Origin of the sequence: Pseudomonas sp. M5, from assembly GCF_016907075.1 — a bacterium.
GTDB lineage: Bacteria > Pseudomonadota > Gammaproteobacteria > Pseudomonadales > Pseudomonadaceae > Aquipseudomonas > Aquipseudomonas putida_E.
On the sequence record NZ_JAFBBH010000001.1, the window covers coordinates 5,218,242 to 5,241,897 of the forward strand.

The following is a 23,656-nucleotide window of genomic DNA, read 5'->3' on the forward strand; positions in this document are numbered from 1 at the left end:
GCTTCCATGGACACCAAACTGCTCGACATCCTGGCCTGCCCGATCACCAAGGGCCCGCTCAAGCTCAGCGCTGACAAGACCGAGCTGATCAGCAAGGGCGCAGGCCTGGCCTATCCGATTCGCGATGGCATCCCGGTGATGCTGGAAAGCGAGGCGCGTACCCTGACCGACGACGAGCGTCTGGACAAATGAGCTTGAACTTCACCGTGGTCATTCCCGCCCGTCTGCGCTCGACGCGCCTGCCGGGCAAGCCGTTGCTGCTGATCGCCGGCAAGCCGATGGTTCAGCATGTCTGGGAGCAGGCGCGCAAGAGCGGTGCCGGCCGTGTGGTCATCGCCACCGACGACGCCGGTATCGTCGAGGCTTGTCAGGCCTTTGGCGCTGAAGTGCTGATGACCCGCGCCGACCATGAGTCGGGTACCGACCGCCTGGCTGAAGTGGCCGCGCAGCTTGGCCTGCCTGCCGACGCCATCGTGGTCAACGTCCAGGGTGACGAGCCGCTTATTCCGCCGGTGATCATCGATCAGGTCGCTGCCAACCTGGCGGCGCATCCGGAGGCAGGTATTGCGACCCTGGCCGAGCCGATCCATGACCCTGAAACCGTGTTCAACCCCAATGCGGTCAAGGTGGTCAGCGACAAGAACGGCCTGGCCTTGAGCTTCAGCCGTGCGCCGCTGCCGTGGGCGCGTGACGCTTTCGCCAAGGACCGCGATCAACTGCCGCAGGGCGTGCCCTACCGTCGCCATATCGGCATGTACGCCTACCGCGTCGGTTTCCTTCAGGACTTCGTCAGCTGGGGCCCGTGCTGGCTCGAGCAGACCGAGGCGCTTGAGCAGCTGCGTGCGCTGTGGCATGGCGTGCGTATTCACGTGGCGGACGCCATCGAGGCGCCAGCAGTGGGTGTCGATACTGCACAAGACCTCGAGCGCGTTCGGCGCTTGCTGGAGGCCTGATGCGCGTCCTGTTCGTTTGCCTGGGCAATATCTGCCGGTCGCCCACCGCCGAAGGTGTGCTGCGTCATCAGTTGCAGGCCGCAGGCCTGGCTGGGCAGGTTCACGTGGCCTCTGCCGGTACCGGTGACTGGCACGTGGGCAAGGGGCCTGACAGCCGCACCTGCAAGGCCGCCCTGGCGCGGGGCTATGACCTGTCGCGACAGCGTGCCCAGCAAGTCAAGGCTGAGCACTTTGCCGAGTACGACCTGATTCTGGCCATGGATGAAAGCAACCTGGGCCACCTGCGCGCCATGCGTCCGTACAATGCGACTGGCGAGCTGGACCTGTTCCTGCGCCGCTATGAGGCGGCTGTGGATGAAGTGCCGGACCCTTACTACGGCGGTGCAGAGGGCTTCGAGCAGGTGCTGGACCTGATCGAGGCGGCCTGCCGTGAGCTGGTTGTCGAAATCAAGGGGCGGTTATGACGGCGCACTGGCAGGAGCAGGTTTCGCTCAAGCCTTACAACACCTTCGGCATCGATGTTAAAGCCCGCTACTTCGCCCAGGTACATACCGACGATGAGGTGCGCGAGGCCCTGGCGCAAGCGCGCCAGCGAGGGCTTGCGGTGATGGTGATCGGCGGCGGCAGCAACGTGCTGCTGACCCGTGATGTCGACGCGCTGGTGCTGCACATGGCCAGCCGTGGCCGCCACGTCCTTGGCGATGACGCGGGGTGTGTGCTGGTGGAGGCCGAGGCGGGTGAGCCCTGGCATCCCTTCGTGCAATGGTCGTTGCAGCAAGGCCTTTGTGGCCTTGAAAACCTCAGCCTTATCCCGGGCACGGTGGGCGCGGCGCCAATGCAGAATGTGGGTGCCTATGGGGTAGAGATCAAGGATGTGTTCGCCGGTTTGACGGCACTGGACCGGCAGACGGGCGAGCTGCGTGACTTCGGGCTTGAGGAATGCGCCTTCGGTTACCGCGACAGCCTGTTCAAGCGTAACCCTGGGCGTTGGTTGATCCTGCGGGTGCGTTTTGCCCTGAGCCACCGGCTGCAGGCCCATCTGGATTACGGCCCGGTGCGTCAGCGTCTGGCCGAGCAGGGCGTGCAGGAGCCGACGGCGCAGGCGATCAGCGACGCTATTTGCAGCATTCGCCGCGAGAAGCTGCCCGACCCGGCAGAGTTGGGCAATGCCGGCAGCTTTTTCAAGAACCCGGTCGTTGCCGTCGAACAGGTGGCGCGCATCCGCGCTGAGTTTCCAGGTGTGGTGGCTTATCCCCAGGCTGACGGGCAGGTGAAGCTGGCCGCAGGCTGGTTGATCGAGCAGGCCGGCTGGAAGGGTTATCGGGATGGCGATGCCGGCGTACACCGCTTGCAGTCGCTGGTGCTGGTCAATTATGGCCAGGCGAGCGGGGCGCAGTTGCATGGCCTGGCGCAGCGCATCCAGGCGGATATCCTGGCGCGGTTCGGGGTTGAGCTGGAGATGGAGCCCAACCTGTACTGAGGCCGGTGCAGGCACGACAAACGGCCAAGAAAAAGCCCCGCCAGTTCACACTGGCGGGGCTTTTTCATTCAGCCGTGGCTATCAACCGTGATGAGGCTTGTGCTCATCGGCGGTCTCCAGCGCTGGCGTGCCAGCAGCGGCCGCTTCCTGCGCAGCCTTGGCTGCCGCTTCGGCCTCACGCTTGCGACGACGCACTTCGCGTGGGTCGTTAGGGGCGCGGCCGTTAGGCAGCATGACGGTGGCCGCTTCGACCGCTGCCGGTGCTTCTACCGGGGCAGGCTCGGCGACTACAGGTGCTGCTTCAACTACGGTTGCTACAGGCTCGGCAGCCACTTCTGGCTGGGTTTCGACGACAGCAGAAGGCAGCTCGGCAGCCGGCGCTTGTTCAGCGGCGACCTGGGCTTTCTCTGCTTCACCTGCTTCGATGGCCGGTGCTTCGACAGGTGCCTCTACAGGCGCCTCGGCAACCACTACCGGCTCGACCGCAGGGGCCTGTTCGACTACCGGCTCAGGCGCAACTTCAACCACAGGCTCGGCACTGGCTTGGACCACGGCGACCGGCTCGCTGAGCGGCTGCTCGACCACCGGTGCAATGGCGACTTCCTCGGCCTTGGCGACGGCTTCGACCTGCTCGGCCGGCTGAGCGACTTCGCTGTTGTCGGTGGTCGCGGCTTCGGCACTGGCGCGTTCAGCCTGCTGGTTGGCTTGCGCTTCGGCGTCGGCACTGATGTTGCTGCTGGCGACAGCGGCGGTGACGGCCAGACCGGCAGCCAGTTCGGCACCCAGCTCGGTGGCCTGGTGCTGTTGCGGTTGCTCGTCGCTGCCTTCTTCCTCGCTGCCTTCGATCAGCTCGCCATTGGCGTTGCGCTGGCGCTCACGACGGTTGCTGCGGCGACGCTGGCCGCGGGAGCGGCGGCGCGGACGCTCGTCATCGGAACCTTCCTGCTCGTCCTGTTGCAGCTCCTCGTTCGGCAGTTGCTCATCGGCGAGCTCCGCAGCCTGCTCAGTTTCACGTGGCTGGCGCTCTTCGCGTGGCGGGCGTGGCTGACGTTCTTCACGCGGTGCGCGTTCTTCGCGAGGTGCACGCTCTTCACGTGGAGCGCGTTCTTCACGTGGAGCGCGTTCTTCACGAGGCGCACGCTCTTCACGAGGCGCACGTTCTTCGCGAGGTGCGCGCTCTTCACGTGGAGCGCGTTCTTCGCGTGGAGCACGCTCCTCACGTGGCTGGCGCTCTTCACGAGCGGCCGGTGCTGCATCCAGAGGCTCACGCAGTTCGCGGACGCGCTCTTCGCGGTTGCCGCGGCGGTCTTCGCGTGGCTGGCGAGGTGCGCGTTCTTCACGAGGGGCACGTTCTTCACGAGGTGCGCGCTCTTCACGAGGGGCACGTTCTTCACGAGGTGCGCGCTCTTCACGCGGCTGGCGCTCTTCACGCGGCGCACGCTCGGCGCGTTCTTCACGAGGTTTGCGCTCTTCGTCACGGCGGCCGTTGCGGTTGCGGCTCTGCTGGCGGCCGTTGCGACGCTCCTCGTTACGCTGAGTGCGCTCGGTGGCAGGCTTCTCGGCGGCGACCACCGGGGCGGCGGCAGGCTCTTCCTTGCCGGCGAACAGGCTGACCAGCGACTTCACCAGGCCTTTGAACAGGCTTGGCTCCGGTACGCTGGGTGCCGGGGCTGCCGGTGCGGCAGGCTGCTGTTCTTCGACAGCGCTCGGTACCGGAGCGTTGGCGCGGGCCGGTGCAGTCTTGACCGCTGCTTCCTGGCGCACCAGGGTGCGCGTGGCGGTCGGCTGCGGCGCTTCTTCGGTTTCGGTGGCGGCGATTTCGTAGCTGGACTGGTTGTTCAGCACTTCCGGGTTGTCGTCGCGCAGGCGCTGGACTTCGAAGTGCGGGGTTTCCAGGTGGTCGTTCGGCAGAATGATGATGCGGGCACGGGTGCGCAGTTCGATCTTGGTGATCGAGTTGCGCTTCTCGTTGAGCAGGAAGGCGGCCACCGGAATCGGTACCTGGGCGCGTACTTCGGCAGTACGGTCCTTCAGGGCTTCTTCTTCGATCAGGCGCAGGATGGCCAGGGACAGCGACTCGACATCACGGATGATGCCGGTGCCGGAGCAGCGCGGGCAGACGATGCCGCTGCTTTCGCCCAGCGACGGGCGCAGGCGCTGACGGGACATTTCCAGCAGGCCGAAGCGCGAGATGCGGCCGACCTGCACGCGGGCGCGGTCTGCCTCGAGGGCTTCGCGTACACGCTCTTCGACGGCGCGCTGGTTTTTCGCCGGCGTCATGTCGATGAAGTCGATGACGATCAGGCCGCCGATGTCACGCAGGCGCAGCTGGCGGGCGATTTCCTCGGCCGCTTCCAGGTTGGTCTGCAGGGCGGTTTCCTCGATGTCGCTGCCCTTGGTGGCGCGCGCCGAGTTGATGTCGATGGAAACCAGGGCCTCGGTCGGGTCGATCACGATCGAGCCGCCCGATGGCAGGTCGACGACGCGCTGGAAGGCGGTTTCGATCTGGCTTTCGATCTGGAAGCGGTTGAACAGCGGCACGCTGTCTTCGTACAGCTTGACCTTGCTGGCGTACTGCGGCATCACCTGGCGGATGAAGGTCAGGGCTTCTTCCTGGGCATCGATGCTGTCGATCAGCACTTCGCCGATGTCCTGGCGCAGGTAGTCGCGGATGGCGCGGATGATGACGTTGCTTTCCTGGTAGATCAGGAAGGGCGCAGCGCGATCCAGGGATGCTTCCTTGATGGCGGTCCACAGCTGCAGCAGGTAATCGAGGTCCCACTGCATTTCTTCGCTGCTGCGGCCAAGGCCAGCGGTGCGCACGATCAGGCCCATGTCGCCTGGCACGGTCAGGCCGTTGAGGGCTTCACGCAGTTCGTTGCGCTCTTCGCCTTCGATGCGGCGGGAGATGCCGCCAGCGCGTGGGTTGTTGGGCATCAGCACCAGGTAGCGACCTGCCAGGCTGATGAAGGTGGTCAGGGCGGCGCCTTTGTTGCCGCGCTCTTCCTTCTCGACCTGGACGATGACTTCCTGGCCTTCGCTCAGGACATCCTTGATGTTGACGCGGCCTTCAGGGGCTTTCTTGAAGTACTCGCGGGAGATTTCCTTCAGCGGCAGGAAGCCGTGACGTTCGGAGCCGAAGTCGACGAAGGCGGCTTCGAGGCTGGGCTCGATCCGGGTGATCTTGCCTTTGTAGATGTTGGCCTTTTTCTGCTCACGCGCGCCGGACTCGATGTCCAGGTCGTAGAGACGTTGGCCGTCCACCAGGGCTACACGCAACTCTTCGGGTTGAGTTGCGTTAATCAGCATTCTTTTCATGTTGTACCGTCGGTTTCCGGGCTGCCGGAAACGGCGTTCGGCACACACGACTTCTCATGGTCGGTGCCAAGGTGCGCAAAGGGTGGCCGGGCCACCCCCGTGTCGAGCAACGTTCGGCACCAGCCGGTTTCCCAGCCTGCCGTTGTCGCGACGACGCGTCCTGTTTGCTGCGGTGCCAAGAGGCCCCTGCGGTATCTGCAGAGATATCCGAATCGATATCCGAATCAACCCAGCAGGCCTCGTGCACTCAGTCAGGAGGAGGAATCAACCGTCAGCCGTGGACGCCCATGGGGCATCTGTTCAGGACCTTATCCGCTCGCCGGCCATTCACTGGGCCGGTGGCCGGACGCGGTGCTACACGGTCCGAGGGCTGTGCATCTCCACCCTGCACGTATCCCTGATAATTCGGGTGCTGCCGCGCGCTGAATCCGCAACGGGTTGCATTTTTCGCCAGCGCAGTTTCCGCGCTGACGCCATTCATGTCCAAGGCAGGTATTTCCGAAGCATTCGCCGTGCGTTGCGTGCAAGCGTCGGGGCGGGCAGAGGTGCAGCGAAAAGAAGCGGGTAAGCAGGTGAAACACCGCACTTGTCGTTTTTTTTCGGTCTTCTCTACACAGCGCTGGTGGCGATTCCAGGCAATTCGGTAAACTGGCGAAAACCCCGTAGGACGGCCTCGCGTCCTGCAGAATTGCGTTGGTCAGGGACCGGCCAAGGGCCTGGTTCCGCTGGCCTGCCGCTTTTGGCGGCGTTCGCGACTATAGCAGTAATGATTAAGTGCTTCAATTCCATAAAAAATTGTTATGATCCCTTGATGACGACCAATACCCCTCCGACTTCCGGCGTTCAGCTGATCGAAGTCGCGCCGGAGCTTGCCGGCCAACGCATCGACAATTTCCTCATCACGGCGCTCAAGGGTGTACCCAGAACGCTGGTCTACCGCATCCTGCGCAAAGGCGAGGTTCGGGTCAACAAGGGCCGTGTCAAGCCTGAGTACAAGATCCAGGCGGGTGACATCGTCCGTGTGCCCCCTGTGCGCCTCCCCGAGCGTGACGAGCCGGCCCCGGTTGCCCAGGGGCTGCTGCAGCGCCTGGAAGCTGCCATCGTCTACGAGGACAAGGCGCTGATCGTGATGAACAAGCCGGCCGGTATCGCCGTGCATGGCGGCAGTGGCCTGAGCTTCGGTGTGATCGAGGCGCTGCGCCAGTTGCGCCCCGATGCCAAGGAGCTGGAGCTGGTGCACCGCCTGGACCGCGACACCTCGGGCCTGCTGATGATTGCCAAGAAGCGCAGCATGCTGCGCCACCTGCATGCCGCGCTGCGTGGCGATGGGGTCGACAAGCGCTACATGGCGCTGGTGCGTGGCCACTGGCCTACCTCGAAGAAGCAGGTCAATGCTCCGTTGCTCAAGAGCAACCTGCGTTCGGGCGAGCGTATGGTCGAGGTGAACGAGGAGGGCAAGGAGGCGCTCACCCTGTTCCGTGTGCTTCGCCGTTTCGGCGAGTTCGCCACCATTGTCGAGGCGCGCCCCATCACGGGGCGTACCCATCAGATTCGCGTACATACTCTGCACGCTGGCCACATGATCGCTGGTGACAGCAAGTACGGCGACGAGGATTTCAGTCGCGAAATTCGTGACTTGGGAGGCAAGCGCCTGTTCCTGCACGCCTATGCGCTCACGGTGCCGCTGCCTGATGGTGGTGAGCTCAAGCTCGAAGCGCCTGTGGACGAAGTCTGGGCGAAAACCGTGGAGCGTCTGGGGGCGTCCTGATTCATGAAAAAGTCTTACGAGTTGCTGATCTTCGACTGGGACGGCACCTTGGCCGACTCGATCGGGCGGATCGTCGAGGCGATGAATGCCGCCGCCGAGCGCGCCGGTGAGGCGCCAAGCCCGGAGGAGGCGGTCAAGGGCATCATCGGCCTGGCGCTTGGTGAAGCCATTTCAACCCTCTATCCGCACCTCGATCCTGTGCAGGTCGAAACCTTCCGTCAGCACTATGCCGACATCTATACGGCGCTTGATCAGCAGCCTTCTCCGTTGTTCGAGGGGGTGGTCGAGTCGCTGGATGCCTTCCGGGTCGAGGGTTATCGCCTGGCTGTGGCGACCGGCAAGGCGCGTCGTGGTCTGGACCGGGTGCTCAAGGCCAATGGCTGGGAGCGGTTTTTCGACATCACCCGCGCCGCTGATGAGACCCGTGGCAAGCCGCACCCGCTGATGCTCGAGGAAATTCTAGGGCATTGCGGTGTCGAACCTGGGCGGGCGCTGATGGTCGGAGATTCGGCATTCGATCTGCTGATGGCCAATAACGCCGGTATGCATTCTGTGGCCGTGGGCTATGGTGCCATGTCGCTGCAGGCGTTGGCCGAGTTCGGTCCGCAAGTGTGCATCGATCACTTTTCCCAGCTGCGCGAGTGGCTGGCAGGTTCTGCGCAAATCCAATTCCAAGGTAGGTGAGCATGGTTGACGAGTGGAAAGCACCCGGTTCCGAGACTGAAGAAGAGCGCCTGGCGCGCGAAGACCGTCAAGAGGATGAGCGTGTAGAGCGCAAAAGCTGGAAGCTGCTGGAGAAGACCCTGCTGGCCGGTGTCCAGGAGCAGCGCAGGGCGCGTCGCTGGGGGATCTTCTTCAAGCTGCTGACCTTCGTCTACCTCTTCGGCGTATTGGCCCTGTTCCTGCCTTGGACGGATATGGACAAGGCCGCTTCGCGCAGCACCAGCCATACCGCATTGGTGGAAGTGCGCGGGGTGATCGCCGATCAGGAAGCTGCCAGTGCCGACAATCTGGTCAAGAGCCTGCGCGAGGCGTTCAAGGATCCAAAGACCAAGGCCGTGGTCATGCGTATCAATAGCCCCGGAGGCAGCCCGGTCCAGGCAGGTTATGTCTATGACGAGATTCGCCGGCTGCGCGGTGAGTATCCGGACATCAAGCTGTACGCGGTAATCGCTGACCTGGGTGCGTCGGGTGCCTATTACATTGCCAGTGCGGCGGACGAGATCTATGCCGACAAGGCTAGCCTGGTGGGGTCCATTGGTGTGACGGCGGCCGGGTATGGCTTTGTGGGGTCGATGGAGAAGCTTGGTGTGGAACGGCGCACGTATACCGCCGGTGAGCACAAGGCCTTCCTGGATCCGTTCTCGCCGGAGAAGCCTGAAGAGCGGGCGTTCTGGCAGGGCGTGCTGAATACCACCCATCAGCAGTTCATTGCCATGGTCAAGCAGGGCAGGGGTGATCGCCTGAAAGACAAGGAGCACCCTGAGCTGTTCAGTGGCCTGGTGTGGTCGGGTGAGCAGGCCAAGGCGCTGGGGCTTGTCGATGGCCTGGGCAGTGCGAGCTATGTGGCGCGTGAGATCGTGGGGGAGAAGGAGCTGGTCGACTTCACGGTCGAGGAGTCACCGTTCGATCGCTTCTCCAAGCGCATTGGTGCCAGCGTGGCGGAGAAGTTGGCCATGTACATGGGCTTCCAGGGGCCTGCCTTGCGCTGAGTGCCTGCCTGGCCCCATCGCCGGCAATTGCTGCATAAGGCTTGCGGGTGATGGGGCGCAAGACCGCCTCTGGTGGTCTCAGGGCACTGTCACGCCTTCCGTGCTCAGCATATCCACCAGCCGGATCAACGGCAGCCCGATCAGGCTGGTGGCATCGCACCCGTGGGTGCTCTTGAACAAGCTCACACCCAGCCCCTCGGCCTTGAAGCTGCCTGCGCAATCGAGCGGCTGCTCGGCCGTCACGTAGCGCTCCACGCGCTCCCGGTCCAGTTCCCGCATCGTTACGGTAAACGGCACGCAATCGACCTGGCATTGCCCTGTGGCGGTGTTCAGCAGTGCCACCCCGGTCAGGAAGGTGACGTGCTGTCCGCTGGCCTCCAGCAATTGCTCGCAGGCGCGCTCGAAACTGTGCGGCTTGCCCAGGATCTGCTCGCCCAGTACCGCGACCTGGTCGGAGCCGATGATCAGGTGCTGCGGGTGGCTGCCGGCCAGTGCCTCGGCCTTCTGCCTGGCCAGGCGTCGCACCAGCTCTGTGGCGGGCTCGTCAGCGAGCCGCCGCTCGTCAAGGTCGGGGCTTGCCCAGGTGAAGGGCAGGCGCAGGCGCGCGAGCAGTTCGCGCCGGTAAGGGGAGCTGGAAGCCAGCAACAAAGGCAGCATGGTAGACTCCTGATCAGTTGATCCCGATTCTAACATGCAACATACCGCCGAATTTCCTTTGACAGGTGCAGGGGGCATCCCTAGAATGCTGCGCCTATGTTGAATGACCCGATTCCACCTCACGTTGACCCGCGCAAATTAGCCGATCGTGGCGTAACCCTTAACGGTTCGCTGCAACTCGCTGATTTGGAAAGACTCTGCGACCCGCTTTCCGACAATGTCGGTACGGTGCAGGCGAAGTTCGATTTTGAACGAGATGAACAGCACGTGGTGGTTATCCACAGCGAGCTGGATGTCGAAGTCAAAATGGTTTGCCAGCGTTGTCTTGAGCTGGTCACCCTGCCGATTCACAGCGAATGCACTTACGCTGTGGTGAAGGAGGGTGCGAATACCCAGTCGTTGCCGAAAGGCTATGACGTGCTGGAACTGGGCGAAGATCCTTTGGATCTGCAGGCCTTGATCGAGGAGGAGCTTCTGCTCGCCTTGCCCATCGTGCCTGCTCATCATCCGGAAGAATGCCAGCAGCCGGCGGGCGCAGACGAGCCCGAATCGAGCAAGGACGAGGTATCGCGGTCCAACCCGTTCAGTGTTTTGGCGCAGTTAAAGCGTGACCCAAACGTTTAGGAGTTAATCAATTATGGCTGTTCAGCAGAACAAAAAATCCCGCTCTGCCCGTGACATGCGCCGTTCGCACGACGCTCTGTCGGAAAACGCGCTGTCGGTAGAAAAGACCACCGGTGAAGTACACCTGCGTCACCACGTATCGCCAGAAGGCGTATACCGTGGTCGTAAAGTGATCGACAAGGGCGCTGACGAGTAATCCTTGTCTGCTCAGATCATCGCGATCGACGCAATGGGCGGGGACTTCGGTCCCCGCAGCATTGTCCAGGCTAGCATAGCCTGCCTTTCGGCTACCCCCTCGCTGCACCTGACCCTCGTCGGTCAACCATCCCTCCTAGAAGATCTTGTCAGTGGCCTTGCGGCTGCGGATCGTGCGCGCCTGCAGATTGTCGCTGCCAGTGAGGTGATCGGTATGGACGAGCGGCCATCCCAGGCGCTGCGCGGCAAGCCGGACTCGTCGATGCGCATCGCCCTTGAACTGGTGCGTGATGGCAAGGCCCAGGCCTGCGTCAGTGCCGGCAATACCGGCGCGCTGATGGCGTTGTCGCGCTTGGTGCTCAAGACGCTGCCGGGTATCGATCGGCCTGCCATGGTCGCGGCTATCCCGACTCAGGCGGGGTACTGCCAGTTGCTCGACCTGGGTGCCAATGTCGACTGCAGTGCCGAAAACCTCTACCAGTTCGCTGTAATGGGCTCGGTGGCCGCACAGGCCTTGGGTGTCCAGCGCCCGCGGGTGGCACTGTTGAATATCGGCACCGAGGACATCAAGGGCAATCAGCAGGTCAAGCTGGCTGCCACGCTGTTGCAGAACGCTCGCGGCCTCAATTATGTCGGCTTCGTCGAGGGTGATGGCCTTTATCGGGGGGAGGCGGACGTGGTGGTGTGCGACGGCTTTGTCGGCAATATCCTGCTCAAGTCCAGCGAGGGCCTGGCGACGATGATCGCTGCGCGCATCGAAAAACTGTTCAAGGGTGGCCCGTTGTCACGTGTTGCCGGGGCCGTCGCGATGCCGCTGCTCAAGCGTCTGCAGGCCGACCTGGCGCCGGCGCGGCATAATGGGGCAAGTTTTCTGGGGCTGCAGGGTATCGTCATCAAGAGCCATGGCTCGGCCGGCGTGCAGGGCTTTCAAAGCGCCATCCAGCGTGCGCTGATCGAGATCCAGGAAAACCTCCCGCAGCGCTTGCACGGGCGCCTTGAAGACCTGTTGCCTTAGGCATTTCGCCGATGAAGTGCTTAAATGTGACCGCTTGGTCCGCGTTTCCATCCAAGTTTTCAGTTTCCGCGTCTAGTCTTTGGCTCGGCGCACCCTATCCGACGACAAGATCATAAGGGCTTGTTCAATGTCTGCATCCCTCGCATTCGTCTTCCCCGGTCAAGGTTCCCAGTCGCTGGGCATGCTCAAAGAACTGGGCGCTGAAAAGCCGGTGATCGTTGAGACCTTCAAGGAAGCCTCCGAGGCTCTGGGTTACGACCTGTGGGAGCTGGTCCAGGAAGGCCCGGAAGAGCAACTCAATCAAACCGACAAGACCCAACCGGCCATCCTCACTGCCTCCATCGCTCTGTGGCGCCTGTGGCTGGAGGAGGGTGGCGCGCAGCCGGCCTTCGTGTCGGGCCACAGCCTGGGCGAGTACAGCGCTCTGGTCGCTGCTGGCAGCCTGTCGCTCAAAGACGCGGTCAAGCTGGTCAAGCGCCGTGGCGAACTGATGCAGGAAGCCGTGCCGGCCGGTCATGGCGCCATGGCCGCCATCCTCGGCCTGGGCGACGATGATGTGAAGGCCATTTGCGCCGAAGCGGCCGAAGATGAAGTGGTCAGCGCAGTCAACTTCAACTCGCCGGGCCAGGTGGTCATCGCCGGCAACGTCGCGGCGGTCAATCGTGCCATCGAGCTGTGCAAGGCCAAGGGCGCCAAGCGCGCCTTGCCGCTGCCGGTCAGCGTGCCGTCGCACTGCGCCCTGATGAAGCCGGCTGCCGATCGTTTCGCCGAGCACGTCAATGCTGTCGAATGGAAGGCGCCGCAGATTCCGGTAGTGCAGAACGTTACTGCCGCCGTCGCCGCCGACCTCGACACCCTCAAGCAGGATCTGCTGGCGCAGCTGTATCAGCCGGTTCGCTGGGTTGAATGCGTGCAGACCCTCGCTGCGAACGGCGCGGTCAACCTGGTCGAATGTGGCCCGGGCAAGGTGCTGGCTGGCCTGAACAAGCGTTGCGCCGACGGTGTGACCACCTACAACCTCAATACCCCCGACGCCGTCGCCGCCACCCGTGCGGCGCTGGCCTGAATTTGGAGAAGCTTGCATGAGCCTGCAAGGTAAAGTTGCATTGGTTACCGGCGCCAGCCGGGGTATCGGCCAGGCCATCGCCCTCGAGCTGGGCCGCCAGGGCGCTACCGTGATCGGTACCGCCACCTCGGCTTCCGGTGCCGAGCGCATCGCTGCCACCCTGAAAGAGCACGGTATCACCGGTACCGGCATGGAGCTGAACGTCACCAGCGCCGAGTCGGTGGAGGCGGTACTGGGTGCCATCGGCGAGCAGTTCGGTGCCCCGGCCATTCTTGTCAACAACGCTGGTATCACCCGCGACAACCTCATGCTGCGCATGAAGGACGACGAGTGGTTCGACGTGATCGACACCAACCTGAACAGCCTCTACCGTTTGTCCAAGGGCGTGCTGCGTGGCATGACCAAGGCGCGTTGGGGTCGTATCATCAGCATCGGCTCGGTCGTCGGTGCCATGGGTAACGCTGGCCAGGCCAACTATGCGGCCGCCAAGGCCGGCCTGGAAGGCTTCAGCCGCGCCCTGGCGCGTGAAGTCGGCTCGCGCGGCATCACCGTCAATTCGGTGACCCCGGGCTTCATCGATACCGACATGACCCGCGAATTGCCAGAAGCGCAGCGCGAAGCCCTGCAGACCCAGATTCCGCTGGGCCGCCTGGGTCAGGCCGAAGAAATCGCCAAGGTGGTTTCCTTCCTGGCATCCGACGGCGCAGCCTATGTCACCGGCGCTACCGTGCCGGTGAACGGCGGGATGTACATGTAACACTGCAACTCAATGTGACGGATTGCTTAAAAAAAGAGTCATACTCCCAGCCTAAAATCCGTTATAAAGCTGCAACCAGATTCCAGGCAGAGGGCAGGGTGACTGAAGCGAAGGTGCGTTCCGCTTGAAAAGCGAACGTCTTTCTATAAAATTGGTCACCGGCCAGCTGCCTGACATATATCCATTAGGAGTGAAAACTAGGTATGAGCACCATCGAAGAACGCGTCAAGAAAATCGTCGCCGAGCAACTGGGCGTCAAGGAAGAGGAAATCAAGAACGAATCTTCTTTCGTTGATGATCTGGGTGCCGACTCGCTTGACACCGTTGAGCTGGTGATGGCTCTGGAAGAGGAATTCGAGACCGAAATCCCTGACGAAGAAGCCGAGAAGATCACTACCGTTCAAGCTGCCATCGACTACGTCAACGCCCACCAGGCTTAAGACGCTGTAGTCGACGCTTCTTGTCGAGAAGAACCGCACTGCCTTTGCCGGCGTGCGGTTTTTTCTTTGCGAAGGTCCTGCAATGATCCGCGGGCTTCGAGAGCCTGTTGCCATTTCATTCCATTGCCTTGAATGCAATGGCAAGAGACTCTGTTATTAGAAAAGGAGAGTACTGTGTCGCGTAGACGCGTCGTGGTCACTGGTATGGGTATGCTGTCGCCACTGGGTACGGATGTACCGAGCACCTGGCAGGGCATTCTGGCTGGCCGCAGTGGCATCGGTCCGATCGAGCATACGGACCTTTCTGCCTACTCCACCCGTTTTGGCGGCTCGGTGAAGGGCTTTGAGGTCGAGCAGTACCTGTCGGCCAAGGAAGCTCGCAAGCTTGACTTGTTCATCCAGTACGGCCTGGCGGCCGGTTTCCAGGCGGTACGCAATGCCGGCCTGGAAGTCACCGACGCCAACCGCGAGCGCATTGGCGTGGCCATGGGCTCTGGGATCGGCGGCCTGACCAATATCGAAGAAACCAGCCGCACCTTGCACGATCAAGGCCCGCGCCGCATTTCGCCGTTCTTCGTGCCAGGCTCGATCATCAACATGATCTCCGGCTTCCTGTCGATCCATCTGGGGTTGCAGGGCCCCAATTATGCCATTGCCACTGCCTGCACCACTGGCACCCACTGCATCGGCATGGCTGCTCGCAACATCGCCTACGGTGAAGCCGACGTGATGATCGCCGGTGGCGCCGAAATGGCCGCTTGCGGCTTGGGCATGGGTGGCTTCGGTGCTTCTCGCGCACTGTCGACCCGCAACGATGAGCCGGCCCGTGCCAGCCGCCCGTGGGACAAGGGGCGTGACGGTTTTGTACTCTCCGACGGCGCCGGTGCGCTGGTGCTCGAAGAGCTGGAGCATGCCCAGGCCCGTGGTGCGACCATCTATGCCGAGCTGGTTGGTTTCGGCATGAGCGGCGACGCTTACCACATGACTTCGCCACCCGACAGTGGCGAAGGCGCTGCGCGCTGCATGGCCAACGCCTTGCGTGATGCTGGCATCCAGCCGGCTGAGGTCAGCTACATCAACGCCCACGGTACCTCGACTCCGGCTGGCGATATCGCTGAAGTCGCGGCGATCAAGCGCGTGTTTGGCGAGCACGCCTACAAGCTGGCTGTCAGCTCGACCAAGTCGATGACCGGTCACCTGCTGGGGGCTGCGGGCGCTGTAGAGGCCATCTTCAGCGTGCTGGCGATCAACAGCCAGATGGCACCGCCAACCATCAACCTCGATGAGCCGGACGAAGGCTGCGACCTCGACTTCGTGCCCCATCAGGCGCGCAGCATGCCGATCGACGTAGTGCTGTCCAACTCGTTCGGCTTTGGTGGCACCAACGGCTCGCTGGTGTTCCGCCGGTTCGCCGGCTGATGCACAGCTGGATCGACGGCCAGCCCGCGACTGCGGTCAACCTGCAGAACCGTGGCCTGGCCTACGGCGATGGTCTGTTCGAGACCATCGCTGTAGGCAGTGGCCGGCCCAGCATGCTGGACGGTCACCTGGCACGTCTGGCCCTGGGTTGCCAGCGCCTGGCAATCGATGCCGACCTGGCGTTGGTGCGCGATGAAATCCTGCGTTATGCCAGCCAGCTGGGTGACGGTGTCGCCAAGCTGATCCTCACCCGGGGCGACAGCCAGCGTGGCTATGCGCCGTTGGCAGGTGCCGCGCCGCGGCGCATCCTGCTGGGCAGCCCGCTGCCCGGCTACCCTGCCGAACATGCCGAACACGGTGTGCGTCTTTTCCCTTGCCAGACCCGGCTTGGGGAACAACCGTTGCTGGCAGGCCTCAAACACCTCAACCGCCTGGAGCAGGTGCTGGCCCGTGCCGAATGGCAGGACAGCGAACATGCCGAAGGCTTGATGTGTGATGGGCAAGGCAGGCTGGTCGAAGGTGTTTACAGCAATCTTTTCCTGGTGCGCGGCGGCGTGTTGCTTACTGCCGAGCTCAGCCGTTGCGGCGTGGCAGGGGTGATGCGCGGTGCGTTGCTGGAACAGGCGCAGGCACTGGCCATTCCGGTGCAGGTGCGTGACCTGCCGTTCGACGAGCTTGCGCTGGCCGATGAGGTATTCATCTGCAACAGCGTTTATGGGGTCTGGCCGGTGCGGGCTTTTGCTGCGCTGAACTGGTCGCCGGGCCCGCTCACCCGTAAACTGCAGGCCTTTGCCCGTACGTTACTGGATACCTGAATTCGTGAGACGCAAAATCCTGCTGCTGCTGGAAATGGGCTTGATCCTGGCCGGCCTGGCATTGGGCTGGTCTGCCTGGAAGGTCAACTCGGTGCTGGAGCAGCCCTTGCGCGTGACGCAGGAGCAACTGCTCGACGTGCCCAGTGGCACCAACCCCAATCGCATGTTCTACCGCATGGAGGGCGAGGGGTTGCTCGATGACGCCTTCTGGTTGCGCCTGTACTGGCGCTTCAACATGGCCGGCACACCCCTGAAAACCGGCGAATATCGCATCACGCCGGGCATGACCGTCGAAGCGTTGTTCGACGCCTGGCGCCGTGCCGATGTGGTGCAGTACAACCTGACCCTGGTGGAGGGTTGGACGTTCCGCCAGGTGCGTTCGGCGATCGCCAGGCACGAGAAGATCAAGCACACCCTCGATGGCCTTACCGACTCCGAAGTCATGGACAAGCTTGGCCACACCGGCGTGTTTCCGGAGGGCCGCTTCTTCCCTGATACCTACCGTTTCGTGCGGGGCATGAGTGACGTCGAGCTGCTGCAGCAGGCCTATATGCGGCTGGACGAAGTGCTGGCCAAAGAGTGGGCCGAGCGCGCCACCGACTTGCCTTATCGTGACCCGTACCAGGCGTTGATCATGGCCTCGTTGGTGGAGAAGGAAACCGGCATCCCCCAGGAGCGCGGGCAAATTGCCGGGGTGTTCGTTCGTCGCCTGCGGCTGGGGATGATGCTGCAGACAGACCCTACGGTCATCTACGGCATGGGCGAACGCTACAACGGCAGAATCACCCGCGCCGACCTGCGTGAGCCAACGCCTTACAACACCTATACCATCTCTGGCCTGCCGCCCACGCCGATCGCCATGGTCGGGCGAGAGGCGATCCACGCTGCGCTCCATCCAGCCGATGGCACCAGCCTGTACTTCGTCGCCCGGGGTGATGGCAGCCATGTGTTCTCCGATGACTTGGACGATCACAATTCTGCAGTGCGCGAGTATCAGCTCAAGCGCCGTGCGGATTACCGGTCAAGCCCCGCTCCCCAAGCGTCGCCAGAGTCTGGCGAACCCTCTGCCCAGGACCCGGCACCGGCCAGCGACCCCGCGCCGGCCGACGCGCCTGCGGCTGACGAACAACATTAAGGACTGCCTGTGAGCGGCTTGTTTATTACCCTGGAAGGCCCCGAAGGCGCGGGCAAAAGTACCAACCGTGATTACCTGGCAGCACGCCTGCGAGAGCAGGGGCTGGATGTGGTGCTTACCCGCGAGCCTGGCGGTACTCCGCTGGCTGAAAAGGTCCGCGAACTGCTGTTGGCACCGAGTGATGAAGTGATGGCTGCCGACACCGAGCTGTTGTTGGTGTTCGCCGCGCGCGCTCAGCATCTGGCGCAGGTGATCCGCCCGGCGCTGGAGCGTGGGGCCGTGGTGCTATGTGATCGTTTCACGGACGCTACCTACGCCTACCAAGGCGGTGGCCGCGGCCTTTCGGTAGAGCGGATCGCCGTGCTCGAGCAGTTCGTTCAAGGCGAGCTGCGCCCCGACCTGACGCTGGTTTTCGACCTGCCGGTGGAAGTAGGGTTGGCCCGTGCTGCCGCCCGTGGGCGGCTGGATCGTTTCGAGCAGGAGGGCCAGGCCTTCTTCGAGGCCGTGCGCCAGGCTTACCTGCAGCGCGCCCGGCGCGAGCCGCAGCGCTACGACCTGCTGGACGCGGCGCAGCCGCTGGAAGCCGTGCAGCGCGCCATTGACGCGCTGTTGCCGGGCATCCTGGAGCGTTGCCGTGGCTGAAGCCTACCCTTGGCAGCAGGCGCTGTGGCAGCAGTTGGCGGGGCGTGCGCAGCATGCCCACGCCTACCTGCTGCACGGGCCGCAGGGTATCGGCAAGCGCGCCTTGGCCGAGCGCCTGATGGCCCGCTTGTTGTGCCAGCAGCCACAGGGGCTTGATGCCTGCGGGCAGTGCAAGTCCTGCTTGCTGCTCAAAGCGGGCAGCCATCCGGACAACTTTGTGCTGGAGCCTGAAGAGGCTGACAAGCCGATCAAGGTCGATCAGGTGCGCGAACTGGTGTCGTTCGTCGTGCAGACGGCGCAGTTGGGCGGGCGCAAGGTCATCCTGATCGAGCCGGTCGAGGCGATGAACGTCAATGCGTCCAACGCCCTGCTCAAAAGCCTGGAAGAGCCTTCCGGCGACACCGTGCTGCTGCTGGTCAGCCACCAGCCCAGCCGCCTGTTGCCGACCATCAAGAGCCGCTGCCAGCAGGTCAGCTGCCCGCAGCCTAGCCTTGCCCAGAGCCAGGCCTGGCTGGCCACCGCGCTGGCCGGCAGTGACGAGGCCGAGCGTGACGAGCTGCTGACCCTTGCTGCCGGCTCGCCGTTGATGGCGGTGAACCTGCAGGCCCAAGGTGTGCGCGAGCAACGTACGCTGGTGACCGATGGGGTGAAAAAGCTGCTCAAGCAGCAGCAATCACCCAGTCAGCTGGCCGAGGCGTGGAGTGGTGTGCCCTTGTTGCTGCTGTTCGACTGGTTCTTCGACTGGTCGCACCTGATCCTGCGTTATCAATTGACCCAGGACGAGGAGGGGCTAGGCTTGGCCGATATGCGCAAGGTGGTGCAATACCTTGCGCAGAAGAGCCGGCAGGCCAAGGTGCTCGAGGTGCAGGCGTGGATCCTCGAGCAGCGCCAGAAGGTGCTGGGCAAGGCCAACCTCAACCGCGTGCTGCTGCTGGAAGCCTTGTTGGCCCATTGGGTGCAGTTGCCCGGCTCCCGCTGATTTTTCATTTTTCATGTGTGACGTCTCCCATGCTCGTAGATTCTCATTGCCACCTCGACCGTCTTGACCTCAGTGCCCATCAGGGCTCCCTCGATGCCGCCCTGCAGGCGGCCCGCGAGCGCGGGGTCGGGCATTTTCTGTGTATCGGTGTCAGCGCCGAAAATGCCGGGGCAGTGAAGGCGCTGAGCGAGCAGTACGCCGATGTCGATTGCTCGGTGGGCGTGCACCCGCTTGACCTGGCCCCCGGCGAGACCCCAGCGCTGGAATGGCTCCTGCGCGAACTGGCGCACCCGCATGTCGTCGCGATCGGTGAAACCGGGTTGGACTACCACTACGAGCCGGAGGCGGCCGAGCTGCAGCAGGCGTCGTTCCGCCTGCACCTGGAGGCGTCGCGCCAGACCGGCAAGCCGGTGATCGTGCATACGCGAGCAGCCAAAGCCGACACCTTGGCGCTGCTGCGTGAGGCCAGCCTGCCGCAGGCTGGCGTGCTGCATTGCTTCACCGAGGACTGGGAGATGGCCAAGGCGGCCCTGGACCTGGGTTACTACATTTCGCTGTCCGGTATTGTCACCTTCCGCAATGCCGATGCCTTGCGCGAGGTGGCGCGACTGGTGCCGGTCGATCGCTTGCTGGTGGAGACCGACTCGCCGTACCTGGCTCCGATTCCTTACCGTGGCAAGCCGAACCTGCCGCAGTATGTGCGTGAGGTGGCCGAGTACGTGGCTTCCTTGCGCGGCGTCAGCTATGAGCAGTTGGCCGGGCAGACCACCGACAACTTCAAGCGGTTGTTCCCTTTGGCCCGGGTGGTCTGAGCCGGGCGCTGACTCTCAAGGGCGCTGCAAATCTGCCCGTGGCCCCAGCTGCGCCATTGAGGCAAAAAAAACCCGGGTTCTGGGGGAGGAATCCGGGTTAAGACCATTAGGAGTAAAACAAAGGTACGCGGTCCGTGAGCACCTTTATCGACGCGCCACTGGGGGGGATGCGCCGCGCCAACACTTCAAGTATTGGTCAGGTTTGGCGCAGTGCCAGTGCCAATTGTTCGTTTTTTAAACAGATTTGGAATACGCCCGGGCCCGCTTCCTTCCTCAGCGCATGGCCAGGCGCCGTACTTGCTGCACAGCTTCGTCGATAAGCCGCTCACTGGTATAGAAGTGCGGCGAAAAGCGCACACCTGGGCCTCGTAGGGCACAGATCGTCCGCTCTGCGGTCAGGCTGCGGTGAATGTCTGCGCTGTTCTGGCCGCAAATACTGAATGTGACGATTCCACCCCGTCGCGCCGGGCTATCCGGGCTGTGTAACTGGACCCCGGAAATACCCGCCAGCCCTTGGTGCAACTGCTCGACACGTTGCTGCAATTGCCGGGCAACTTCGTCCATGCCGACCTCCTCGAGCAGCGACAGGCTGGCCTCCAGCGCGCACGCGCCGAGCATGTTCGGGCTGCCGCATTCGAACCGCCGTGCGCTGCGGGCGGGCTGCCACTGGCGGCGTTCGAAGTCACCCATATTATCCAGCATGTGCCAGCCATAGGCGTTGAGCCTTAGCTGCGGACGCAGCGCGGCCCTGCAGTAAAATACCCCCAGGCCTTCAGGGCCCAGCATCCATTTGTGCCCGTCAGCCATGGCGAAATCACACTCATAGCGCTGCACGTCGAAAGGCAGGGCGCCAATTTGCTGAATGGCATCGACGCAGAACAGTACCTTGCGTGCCCGGCACCCCTGGCCCAGGCGCGTCAGGTCCAGGCGCAGGCCGCTGCCGAACTGCACGGCGCTGACCGCCAGCAGGCGTGTGCGCCGGTTGCAGGCCGCCAGTAGCGAAGCCTCCGGATCGGCCCCGGCGAGGCTTGCCTGAACCACCTCGACGCCGCGATCGGTCAGCGCCTCCCAGACAACCCGGTTGGAGGGGAACTCCTCGTCGCTGATCACCACCTGGTCGCCGGGCTGCCAGTCCAGGCCGAAAGCTACCAGTGACAGCGCCTCGGAAGTGTTCTTGACCAGCGCGATATCGCCGCGTGAGGGTGCGTTGAGCAGGCGCGCGAGCCGCTCACGCAGGCGTCGCTCGGTGGCCAACCATGCCGGGTAGTCACTGGCGCCCAGGTTCACGTTTTCCCGCGCAAAGCGCGCCACGGCTTCGCTGGCCCTGCGTGGCCAGGGGGCGATGGCCGCGTGGTTCAGGTAGCGCAGCCCCGGAGCCTGGTCAAACTCATCGTGAAACATAGACATGGTTGGATGATCCGTGCAATTTGCTGCAAGTTAGGCATAATAAACCGCTTCAATGTCATCCAGTCCTTCCCATGCAGAAAGAACCTCGTAAGGTCCGTGAGTTTCGCCGTCGCGAACAGGAAATCCTCGATACTGCGCTCAAGCTGTTTCTCGAACAGGGTGAAGACAGTGTCACCGTCGAGATGATCGCTGACGCTGTAGGTATCGGCAAAGGTACGATCTACAAGCACTTCAAGTCCAAGGCGGAGATCTACCTGCGCCTGATGCTCGACTACGAGCGTGACCTGAATGCGCTGTTGCATTCGGCCGATGTCGATCGCGACAAGGAGGCGCTGTCGCGCGCCTATTTCGAGTTCCGCATGCGCGACCCGCAGCGTTACCGGTTGTTCGATCGCCTGGAAGAAAAGGTGGTCAAGGGCAACCAGGTGCCGGAGATGGTCGAGGAGCTGCACAGCATCCGTGCCTCCAACTTCGACCGGCTGACCCAGCTGATCAAGGGCCGCATCAGCGAAGGCAAGCTCGAAGACGTGCCGCCATACTTCCATTACTGCGCCGCCTGGGCCTTGGTGCACGGTGCCGTGGCGCTCTACCACTCGCCATTCTGGAGCAATGTGCTCGAGGACCAGGAAGGTTTCTTCCAGTTCCTCATGGACATCGGCGTGCGCATGGGCAACAAGCGCAAGCGTGACCCGGAACCCGCGAACTGAAGCGCTCCGTCCCGCTCGGTTGAATCCGGTGTGGAACGGGGGCTTGCAAAAACCTGAATTTTGAGTCAGGTTTTGCCGGCCCCGTTTCATCCATGCCGGAGTCATTCATGATTGTCGATCGTCAAGGCAGGCGTTTTCGCAACCTGCGCGTCAGCCTGACGGCTGCCTGCAACTATGCCTGCAGCTACTGCGTGCCCAACGGCAAACGCCTGGTTGCGGCGCAGGATGAGCTGTCCGCCGAGGCGCTGGCCCGCGGGGTGGCCTATCTGATCGAGGCAGCCGGTATAGAGCGCCTGCGTATTACCGGCGGTGAGCCACTGGTCAGCCCCAGGCTGGATGCTTTTTTGGCTGCAGTGGCCAAGCTCGAGCTCCAGGACATCACCCTGACTACCAATGGTCAGTTGCTCGGGCGCAAGTTGCCGCAGTTGCAGGCGGCCGGCATCCGTCGTCTAAATGTGTCCCTCGATACGCTCGACCCCCAGGCATTTCGGCGCATCGCCCGTGGTGGCGACCTGGCCAGCGTTCTCGCGGGCATGCAGCAGGCCAGTGCCAGGGGCATGCAGATCAAGGTCAACATGGTACCCATGCGTGGGCAGAACCTGGACCAGGTTGTACCCCTGCTCGACTACTGCCTGGCCCGAGGTTTCGAACTGCGTTTCATCGAACTGATGCGCATGGGCCATCTGGCCCGTGATCACAACGCATTCCTGCAGCAGTTCGTGGGGCTCGACCAACTGCTGGATCTGATTGGCCACGCGCATGCTTTTGAGAGGGCCGATGCGCCGCTGGATGCCACTGCGCTGCGTTACCAGGTGCCGGGCAGGGGCCATTTCGGCGTGATCGCCAACGAGAGCGTACCGTTCTGCCGGAGCTGCTCGCGCCTGCGCCTGTCATCTACCGGCTGGCTGCACGGGTGCCTGTCGTCGAGCAACCGTCACTTTGTCGGCGATCTGCTGGAGCAGCCCCGTCATCAGGCGCTCCCAGCCCTGCAGCGGTTGCTGGTCAAGGCGTTGGCCGACAAACAGGCGCTGGCGTTTTCCGGTGACGTGATGGTGATGAAGGTGATTGGCGGCTGATCTGGCGCAAAAGCTGCATCCGCCGGCTATTCGCCGGTTTTTCGTCGCCGGTCACTGGAGGAAAGATGCGTAGCCTGGTCTTGCTGCTGGCGCTTATGGCGCTGGGCGGCTGCATGAATGTCAGCGATATGGGCGAGGGCGTCCGTTACCACATGAGCGATGCCGGCCTGCTGGATCACAGCGACACACGCCGCACGCTGTCGATTCGCCTGCAGCCCGATTCGTTCATCTTCATCGGCCAGGGCGCCTTCATGCCGCCAAGCAAAGGGCCAGTACCGAAGCAGAACGTGGTTGCCGAGGAGGCCTTCAAGAGCTTCGTCGAGTATTTCCCGCTGGTACGGCGCGCCCAGGGCCCGCTGGGCCTCGAAGAGGCCATCGCCGAGGCCCGCTCGGTCGGCGCCGACTATGTGCTGTATACCCGTTTTGCCCGCACCGACGACCGTATCGGCAATGGCGATGAGTGGTATGACGAGCAGGCTGTCGACCGCCTGGGCTGGGACACCGGTGTGGTGCAGATGATGCTGATCGAAACCAGTACCCGCTACCTCATCGACACTGCGCGAATCAAAAGCCGTGGCGGTTTGTTGACGTTCCACGACAATGCTCCGCAGGATTTGCTCGCAGCGCCGATGCGCGAGTACGCTCGTAGCCTTCTGGGCATGAGTGAGTGAGGGCAGGG

Annotated in this window: 25 protein-coding genes; 22 read left to right on the plus strand and 3 right to left on the minus strand. The window is 63.0% G+C overall.

Going from position 1 to position 23,656, the window contains the following annotated elements:
- The first annotated feature begins 6 nt into the window (after positions 1-6).
- The 4 genes from JOE27_RS23720 to murB are packed head-to-tail and all read left to right on the plus strand — an operon-like array spanning position 7 to position 2,433.
- Positions 7-192 (plus strand): Trm112 family protein, encoded by a 186-nt coding sequence (locus tag JOE27_RS23720; RefSeq protein WP_003247142.1) that lies wholly within the window; start codon positions 7-9, stop codon positions 190-192.
- The gene (kdsB, locus tag JOE27_RS23725; RefSeq protein WP_046786568.1) at positions 189-953 is read left to right on the plus strand and encodes a 3-deoxy-manno-octulosonate cytidylyltransferase; all 765 of its coding nucleotides are present in this window, start codon (positions 189-191) and stop codon (positions 951-953) included. The genes JOE27_RS23720 and kdsB overlap by 4 nt, the downstream gene beginning before the upstream one ends.
- A complete protein-coding gene (locus JOE27_RS23730) occupies positions 953-1,417 on the plus strand; it encodes a low molecular weight protein-tyrosine-phosphatase (protein WP_115275614.1) in 465 nt (154 codons plus the stop codon). The genes kdsB and JOE27_RS23730 overlap by 1 nt, the downstream gene beginning before the upstream one ends.
- Positions 1,414-2,433 (plus strand): UDP-N-acetylmuramate dehydrogenase, encoded by a 1,020-nt coding sequence (murB, locus tag JOE27_RS23735; protein ID WP_115275615.1) that lies wholly within the window; start codon positions 1,414-1,416, stop codon positions 2,431-2,433. The genes JOE27_RS23730 and murB overlap by 4 nt, the downstream gene beginning before the upstream one ends.
- Positions 2,434-2,514: 81 nt before the next feature.
- Here the strand turns inward: murB and rne are convergent, their stop codons facing one another.
- The gene (rne, locus tag JOE27_RS23740) at positions 2,515-5,751 is read right to left on the minus strand and encodes a ribonuclease E (RefSeq protein ID WP_204920466.1); all 3,237 of its coding nucleotides are present in this window, start codon (positions 5,749-5,751) and stop codon (positions 2,515-2,517) included.
- A gap of 811 nt (positions 5,752-6,562) precedes the next feature.
- Between rne and rluC the strand changes: the two genes are divergently transcribed.
- From rluC to JOE27_RS23755, 3 genes are read left to right on the plus strand one after another with little or no spacing between them, the layout of a single operon-like run.
- A complete protein-coding gene (gene rluC / locus JOE27_RS23745) occupies positions 6,563-7,519 on the plus strand; it encodes a 23S rRNA pseudouridine(955/2504/2580) synthase RluC (RefSeq protein ID WP_115275617.1) in 957 nt (318 codons plus the stop codon).
- A 3-nt stretch (positions 7,520-7,522) separates the two neighbouring features.
- Positions 7,523-8,203, plus strand: coding sequence for an HAD family hydrolase (locus JOE27_RS23750; RefSeq protein WP_046786563.1), 681 nt, complete (start codon positions 7,523-7,525; stop codon positions 8,201-8,203).
- A gap of 2 nt (positions 8,204-8,205) precedes the next feature.
- Positions 8,206-9,231: a S49 family peptidase gene (locus JOE27_RS23755; RefSeq protein WP_046786562.1), complete on the plus strand. Its 1,026-nt coding sequence runs from the start codon at positions 8,206-8,208 to the stop codon at positions 9,229-9,231.
- A gap of 78 nt (positions 9,232-9,309) precedes the next feature.
- Here JOE27_RS23755 and JOE27_RS23760 read toward each other — a convergent pair whose 3' ends face one another.
- Positions 9,310-9,888 carry a nucleoside triphosphate pyrophosphatase gene (locus JOE27_RS23760; RefSeq protein WP_115275619.1) on the minus strand — a complete coding sequence of 193 codons (579 nt, stop codon included), beginning with the start codon at positions 9,886-9,888 and terminating at the stop codon, positions 9,310-9,312.
- Positions 9,889-9,984: 96 nt separating this feature from the next.
- Between JOE27_RS23760 and JOE27_RS23765 the strand changes: the two genes are divergently transcribed.
- The 12 genes from JOE27_RS23765 (at position 9,985) to JOE27_RS23820 (ending at position 19,787) form a co-directional block, all read left to right on the plus strand.
- Entirely contained in the window at positions 9,985-10,512 is a 528-nt protein-coding gene (locus JOE27_RS23765; RefSeq protein ID WP_012313431.1) for a YceD family protein, read from the plus strand.
- A 13-nt stretch (positions 10,513-10,525) separates the two neighbouring features.
- Positions 10,526-10,708: a 50S ribosomal protein L32 gene (gene rpmF / locus JOE27_RS23770; protein ID WP_010223221.1), complete on the plus strand. Its 183-nt coding sequence runs from the start codon at positions 10,526-10,528 to the stop codon at positions 10,706-10,708.
- Between the two features lie 3 nt (positions 10,709-10,711).
- Entirely contained in the window at positions 10,712-11,722 is a 1,011-nt protein-coding gene (plsX, locus tag JOE27_RS23775; RefSeq protein WP_080952128.1) for a phosphate acyltransferase PlsX, read from the plus strand.
- Between the two features lie 127 nt (positions 11,723-11,849).
- Positions 11,850-12,788, plus strand: coding sequence for an ACP S-malonyltransferase (gene fabD / locus JOE27_RS23780; RefSeq protein WP_046786559.1), 939 nt, complete (start codon positions 11,850-11,852; stop codon positions 12,786-12,788).
- 16 nt (positions 12,789-12,804) lie between these two features.
- The gene (gene fabG, locus JOE27_RS23785; protein WP_008096412.1) at positions 12,805-13,545 is read left to right on the plus strand and encodes a 3-oxoacyl-ACP reductase FabG; all 741 of its coding nucleotides are present in this window, start codon (positions 12,805-12,807) and stop codon (positions 13,543-13,545) included.
- A 203-nt stretch (positions 13,546-13,748) separates the two neighbouring features.
- On the plus strand, positions 13,749-13,985 hold the full coding sequence (gene acpP, locus JOE27_RS23790; protein ID WP_039603098.1) for an acyl carrier protein: 237 nt from the start codon (positions 13,749-13,751) through the stop codon (positions 13,983-13,985).
- Between the two features lie 174 nt (positions 13,986-14,159).
- Complete coding sequence (fabF, locus tag JOE27_RS23795; RefSeq protein ID WP_046786557.1) at positions 14,160-15,404, plus strand: beta-ketoacyl-ACP synthase II; 1,245 nt, start codon at positions 14,160-14,162, stop codon at positions 15,402-15,404.
- A complete protein-coding gene (pabC, locus tag JOE27_RS23800) occupies positions 15,404-16,219 on the plus strand; it encodes an aminodeoxychorismate lyase (RefSeq protein ID WP_204920468.1) in 816 nt (271 codons plus the stop codon). Before fabF ends, pabC begins: the two co-directional genes overlap by 1 nt.
- Before the next feature lie 4 nt (positions 16,220-16,223).
- A complete protein-coding gene (gene mltG / locus JOE27_RS23805; RefSeq protein WP_046786555.1) occupies positions 16,224-17,354 on the plus strand; it encodes an endolytic transglycosylase MltG in 1,131 nt (376 codons plus the stop codon).
- Positions 17,355-17,363: 9 nt separating this feature from the next.
- Positions 17,364-17,996, plus strand: a complete 633-nt coding sequence (tmk, locus tag JOE27_RS23810; RefSeq protein ID WP_046786554.1) for a dTMP kinase — start codon at positions 17,364-17,366, stop codon at positions 17,994-17,996.
- Positions 17,989-18,975: a DNA polymerase III subunit delta' gene (locus JOE27_RS23815; protein ID WP_115275623.1), complete on the plus strand. Its 987-nt coding sequence runs from the start codon at positions 17,989-17,991 to the stop codon at positions 18,973-18,975. Before tmk ends, JOE27_RS23815 begins: the two co-directional genes overlap by 8 nt.
- A gap of 29 nt (positions 18,976-19,004) precedes the next feature.
- The gene (locus JOE27_RS23820; RefSeq protein WP_204920470.1) at positions 19,005-19,787 is read left to right on the plus strand and encodes a TatD family hydrolase; all 783 of its coding nucleotides are present in this window, start codon (positions 19,005-19,007) and stop codon (positions 19,785-19,787) included.
- Between the two features lie 273 nt (positions 19,788-20,060).
- Here JOE27_RS23820 and JOE27_RS23825 read toward each other — a convergent pair whose 3' ends face one another.
- Positions 20,061-21,194 carry an aminotransferase class V-fold PLP-dependent enzyme gene (locus JOE27_RS23825; RefSeq protein ID WP_204920472.1) on the minus strand — a complete coding sequence of 378 codons (1,134 nt, stop codon included), beginning with the start codon at positions 21,192-21,194 and terminating at the stop codon, positions 20,061-20,063.
- A 71-nt stretch (positions 21,195-21,265) separates the two neighbouring features.
- On the opposite strand from JOE27_RS23825, the gene JOE27_RS23830 reads away from it, so the two are divergent.
- From JOE27_RS23830 to JOE27_RS23840, 3 genes are all read left to right on the plus strand, one after another.
- Positions 21,266-21,901 carry a TetR/AcrR family transcriptional regulator gene (locus JOE27_RS23830; protein WP_046786550.1) on the plus strand — a complete coding sequence of 212 codons (636 nt, stop codon included), beginning with the start codon at positions 21,266-21,268 and terminating at the stop codon, positions 21,899-21,901.
- Between the two features lie 107 nt (positions 21,902-22,008).
- Positions 22,009-22,977, plus strand: coding sequence for a radical SAM protein (locus tag JOE27_RS23835; RefSeq protein WP_204920474.1), 969 nt, complete (start codon positions 22,009-22,011; stop codon positions 22,975-22,977).
- A 65-nt stretch (positions 22,978-23,042) separates the two neighbouring features.
- Positions 23,043-23,648, plus strand: coding sequence for a DUF4823 domain-containing protein (locus tag JOE27_RS23840; protein ID WP_012313444.1), 606 nt, complete (start codon positions 23,043-23,045; stop codon positions 23,646-23,648).
- Positions 23,649-23,656: the final 8 nt, after the last annotated feature.

Coding starts and splice junctions, on each gene's coding strand:
- JOE27_RS23720 (WP_003247142.1), top strand. CDS start 7: ATGGACACCAAACTGCTCGACATCCTGGCCTGCCCGATCACCAAGGGC.
- kdsB (WP_046786568.1), top strand. CDS start 189: ATGAGCTTGAACTTCACCGTGGTCATTCCCGCCCGTCTGCGCTCGACG.
- JOE27_RS23730 (WP_115275614.1), top strand. CDS start 953: ATGCGCGTCCTGTTCGTTTGCCTGGGCAATATCTGCCGGTCGCCCACC.
- murB (WP_115275615.1), top strand. CDS start 1,414: ATGACGGCGCACTGGCAGGAGCAGGTTTCGCTCAAGCCTTACAACACC.
- rne (WP_204920466.1), bottom strand. CDS start 5,751: ATGAAAAGAATGCTGATTAACGCAACTCAACCCGAAGAGTTGCGTGTA.
- rluC (WP_115275617.1), top strand. CDS start 6,563: ATGACGACCAATACCCCTCCGACTTCCGGCGTTCAGCTGATCGAAGTC.
- JOE27_RS23750 (WP_046786563.1), top strand. CDS start 7,523: ATGAAAAAGTCTTACGAGTTGCTGATCTTCGACTGGGACGGCACCTTG.
- JOE27_RS23755 (WP_046786562.1), top strand. CDS start 8,206: ATGGTTGACGAGTGGAAAGCACCCGGTTCCGAGACTGAAGAAGAGCGC.
- JOE27_RS23760 (WP_115275619.1), bottom strand. CDS start 9,888: ATGCTGCCTTTGTTGCTGGCTTCCAGCTCCCCTTACCGGCGCGAACTG.
- JOE27_RS23765 (WP_012313431.1), top strand. CDS start 9,985: ATGTTGAATGACCCGATTCCACCTCACGTTGACCCGCGCAAATTAGCC.
- rpmF (WP_010223221.1), top strand. CDS start 10,526: ATGGCTGTTCAGCAGAACAAAAAATCCCGCTCTGCCCGTGACATGCGC.
- fabD (WP_046786559.1), top strand. CDS start 11,850: ATGTCTGCATCCCTCGCATTCGTCTTCCCCGGTCAAGGTTCCCAGTCG.
- fabG (WP_008096412.1), top strand. CDS start 12,805: ATGAGCCTGCAAGGTAAAGTTGCATTGGTTACCGGCGCCAGCCGGGGT.
- acpP (WP_039603098.1), top strand. CDS start 13,749: ATGAGCACCATCGAAGAACGCGTCAAGAAAATCGTCGCCGAGCAACTG.
- pabC (WP_204920468.1), top strand. CDS start 15,404: ATGCACAGCTGGATCGACGGCCAGCCCGCGACTGCGGTCAACCTGCAG.
- JOE27_RS23820 (WP_204920470.1), top strand. CDS start 19,005: ATGCTCGTAGATTCTCATTGCCACCTCGACCGTCTTGACCTCAGTGCC.
- JOE27_RS23825 (WP_204920472.1), bottom strand. CDS start 21,194: ATGTCTATGTTTCACGATGAGTTTGACCAGGCTCCGGGGCTGCGCTAC.
- JOE27_RS23830 (WP_046786550.1), top strand. CDS start 21,266: ATGCAGAAAGAACCTCGTAAGGTCCGTGAGTTTCGCCGTCGCGAACAG.
- JOE27_RS23835 (WP_204920474.1), top strand. CDS start 22,009: ATGATTGTCGATCGTCAAGGCAGGCGTTTTCGCAACCTGCGCGTCAGC.
- JOE27_RS23840 (WP_012313444.1), top strand. CDS start 23,043: ATGCGTAGCCTGGTCTTGCTGCTGGCGCTTATGGCGCTGGGCGGCTGC.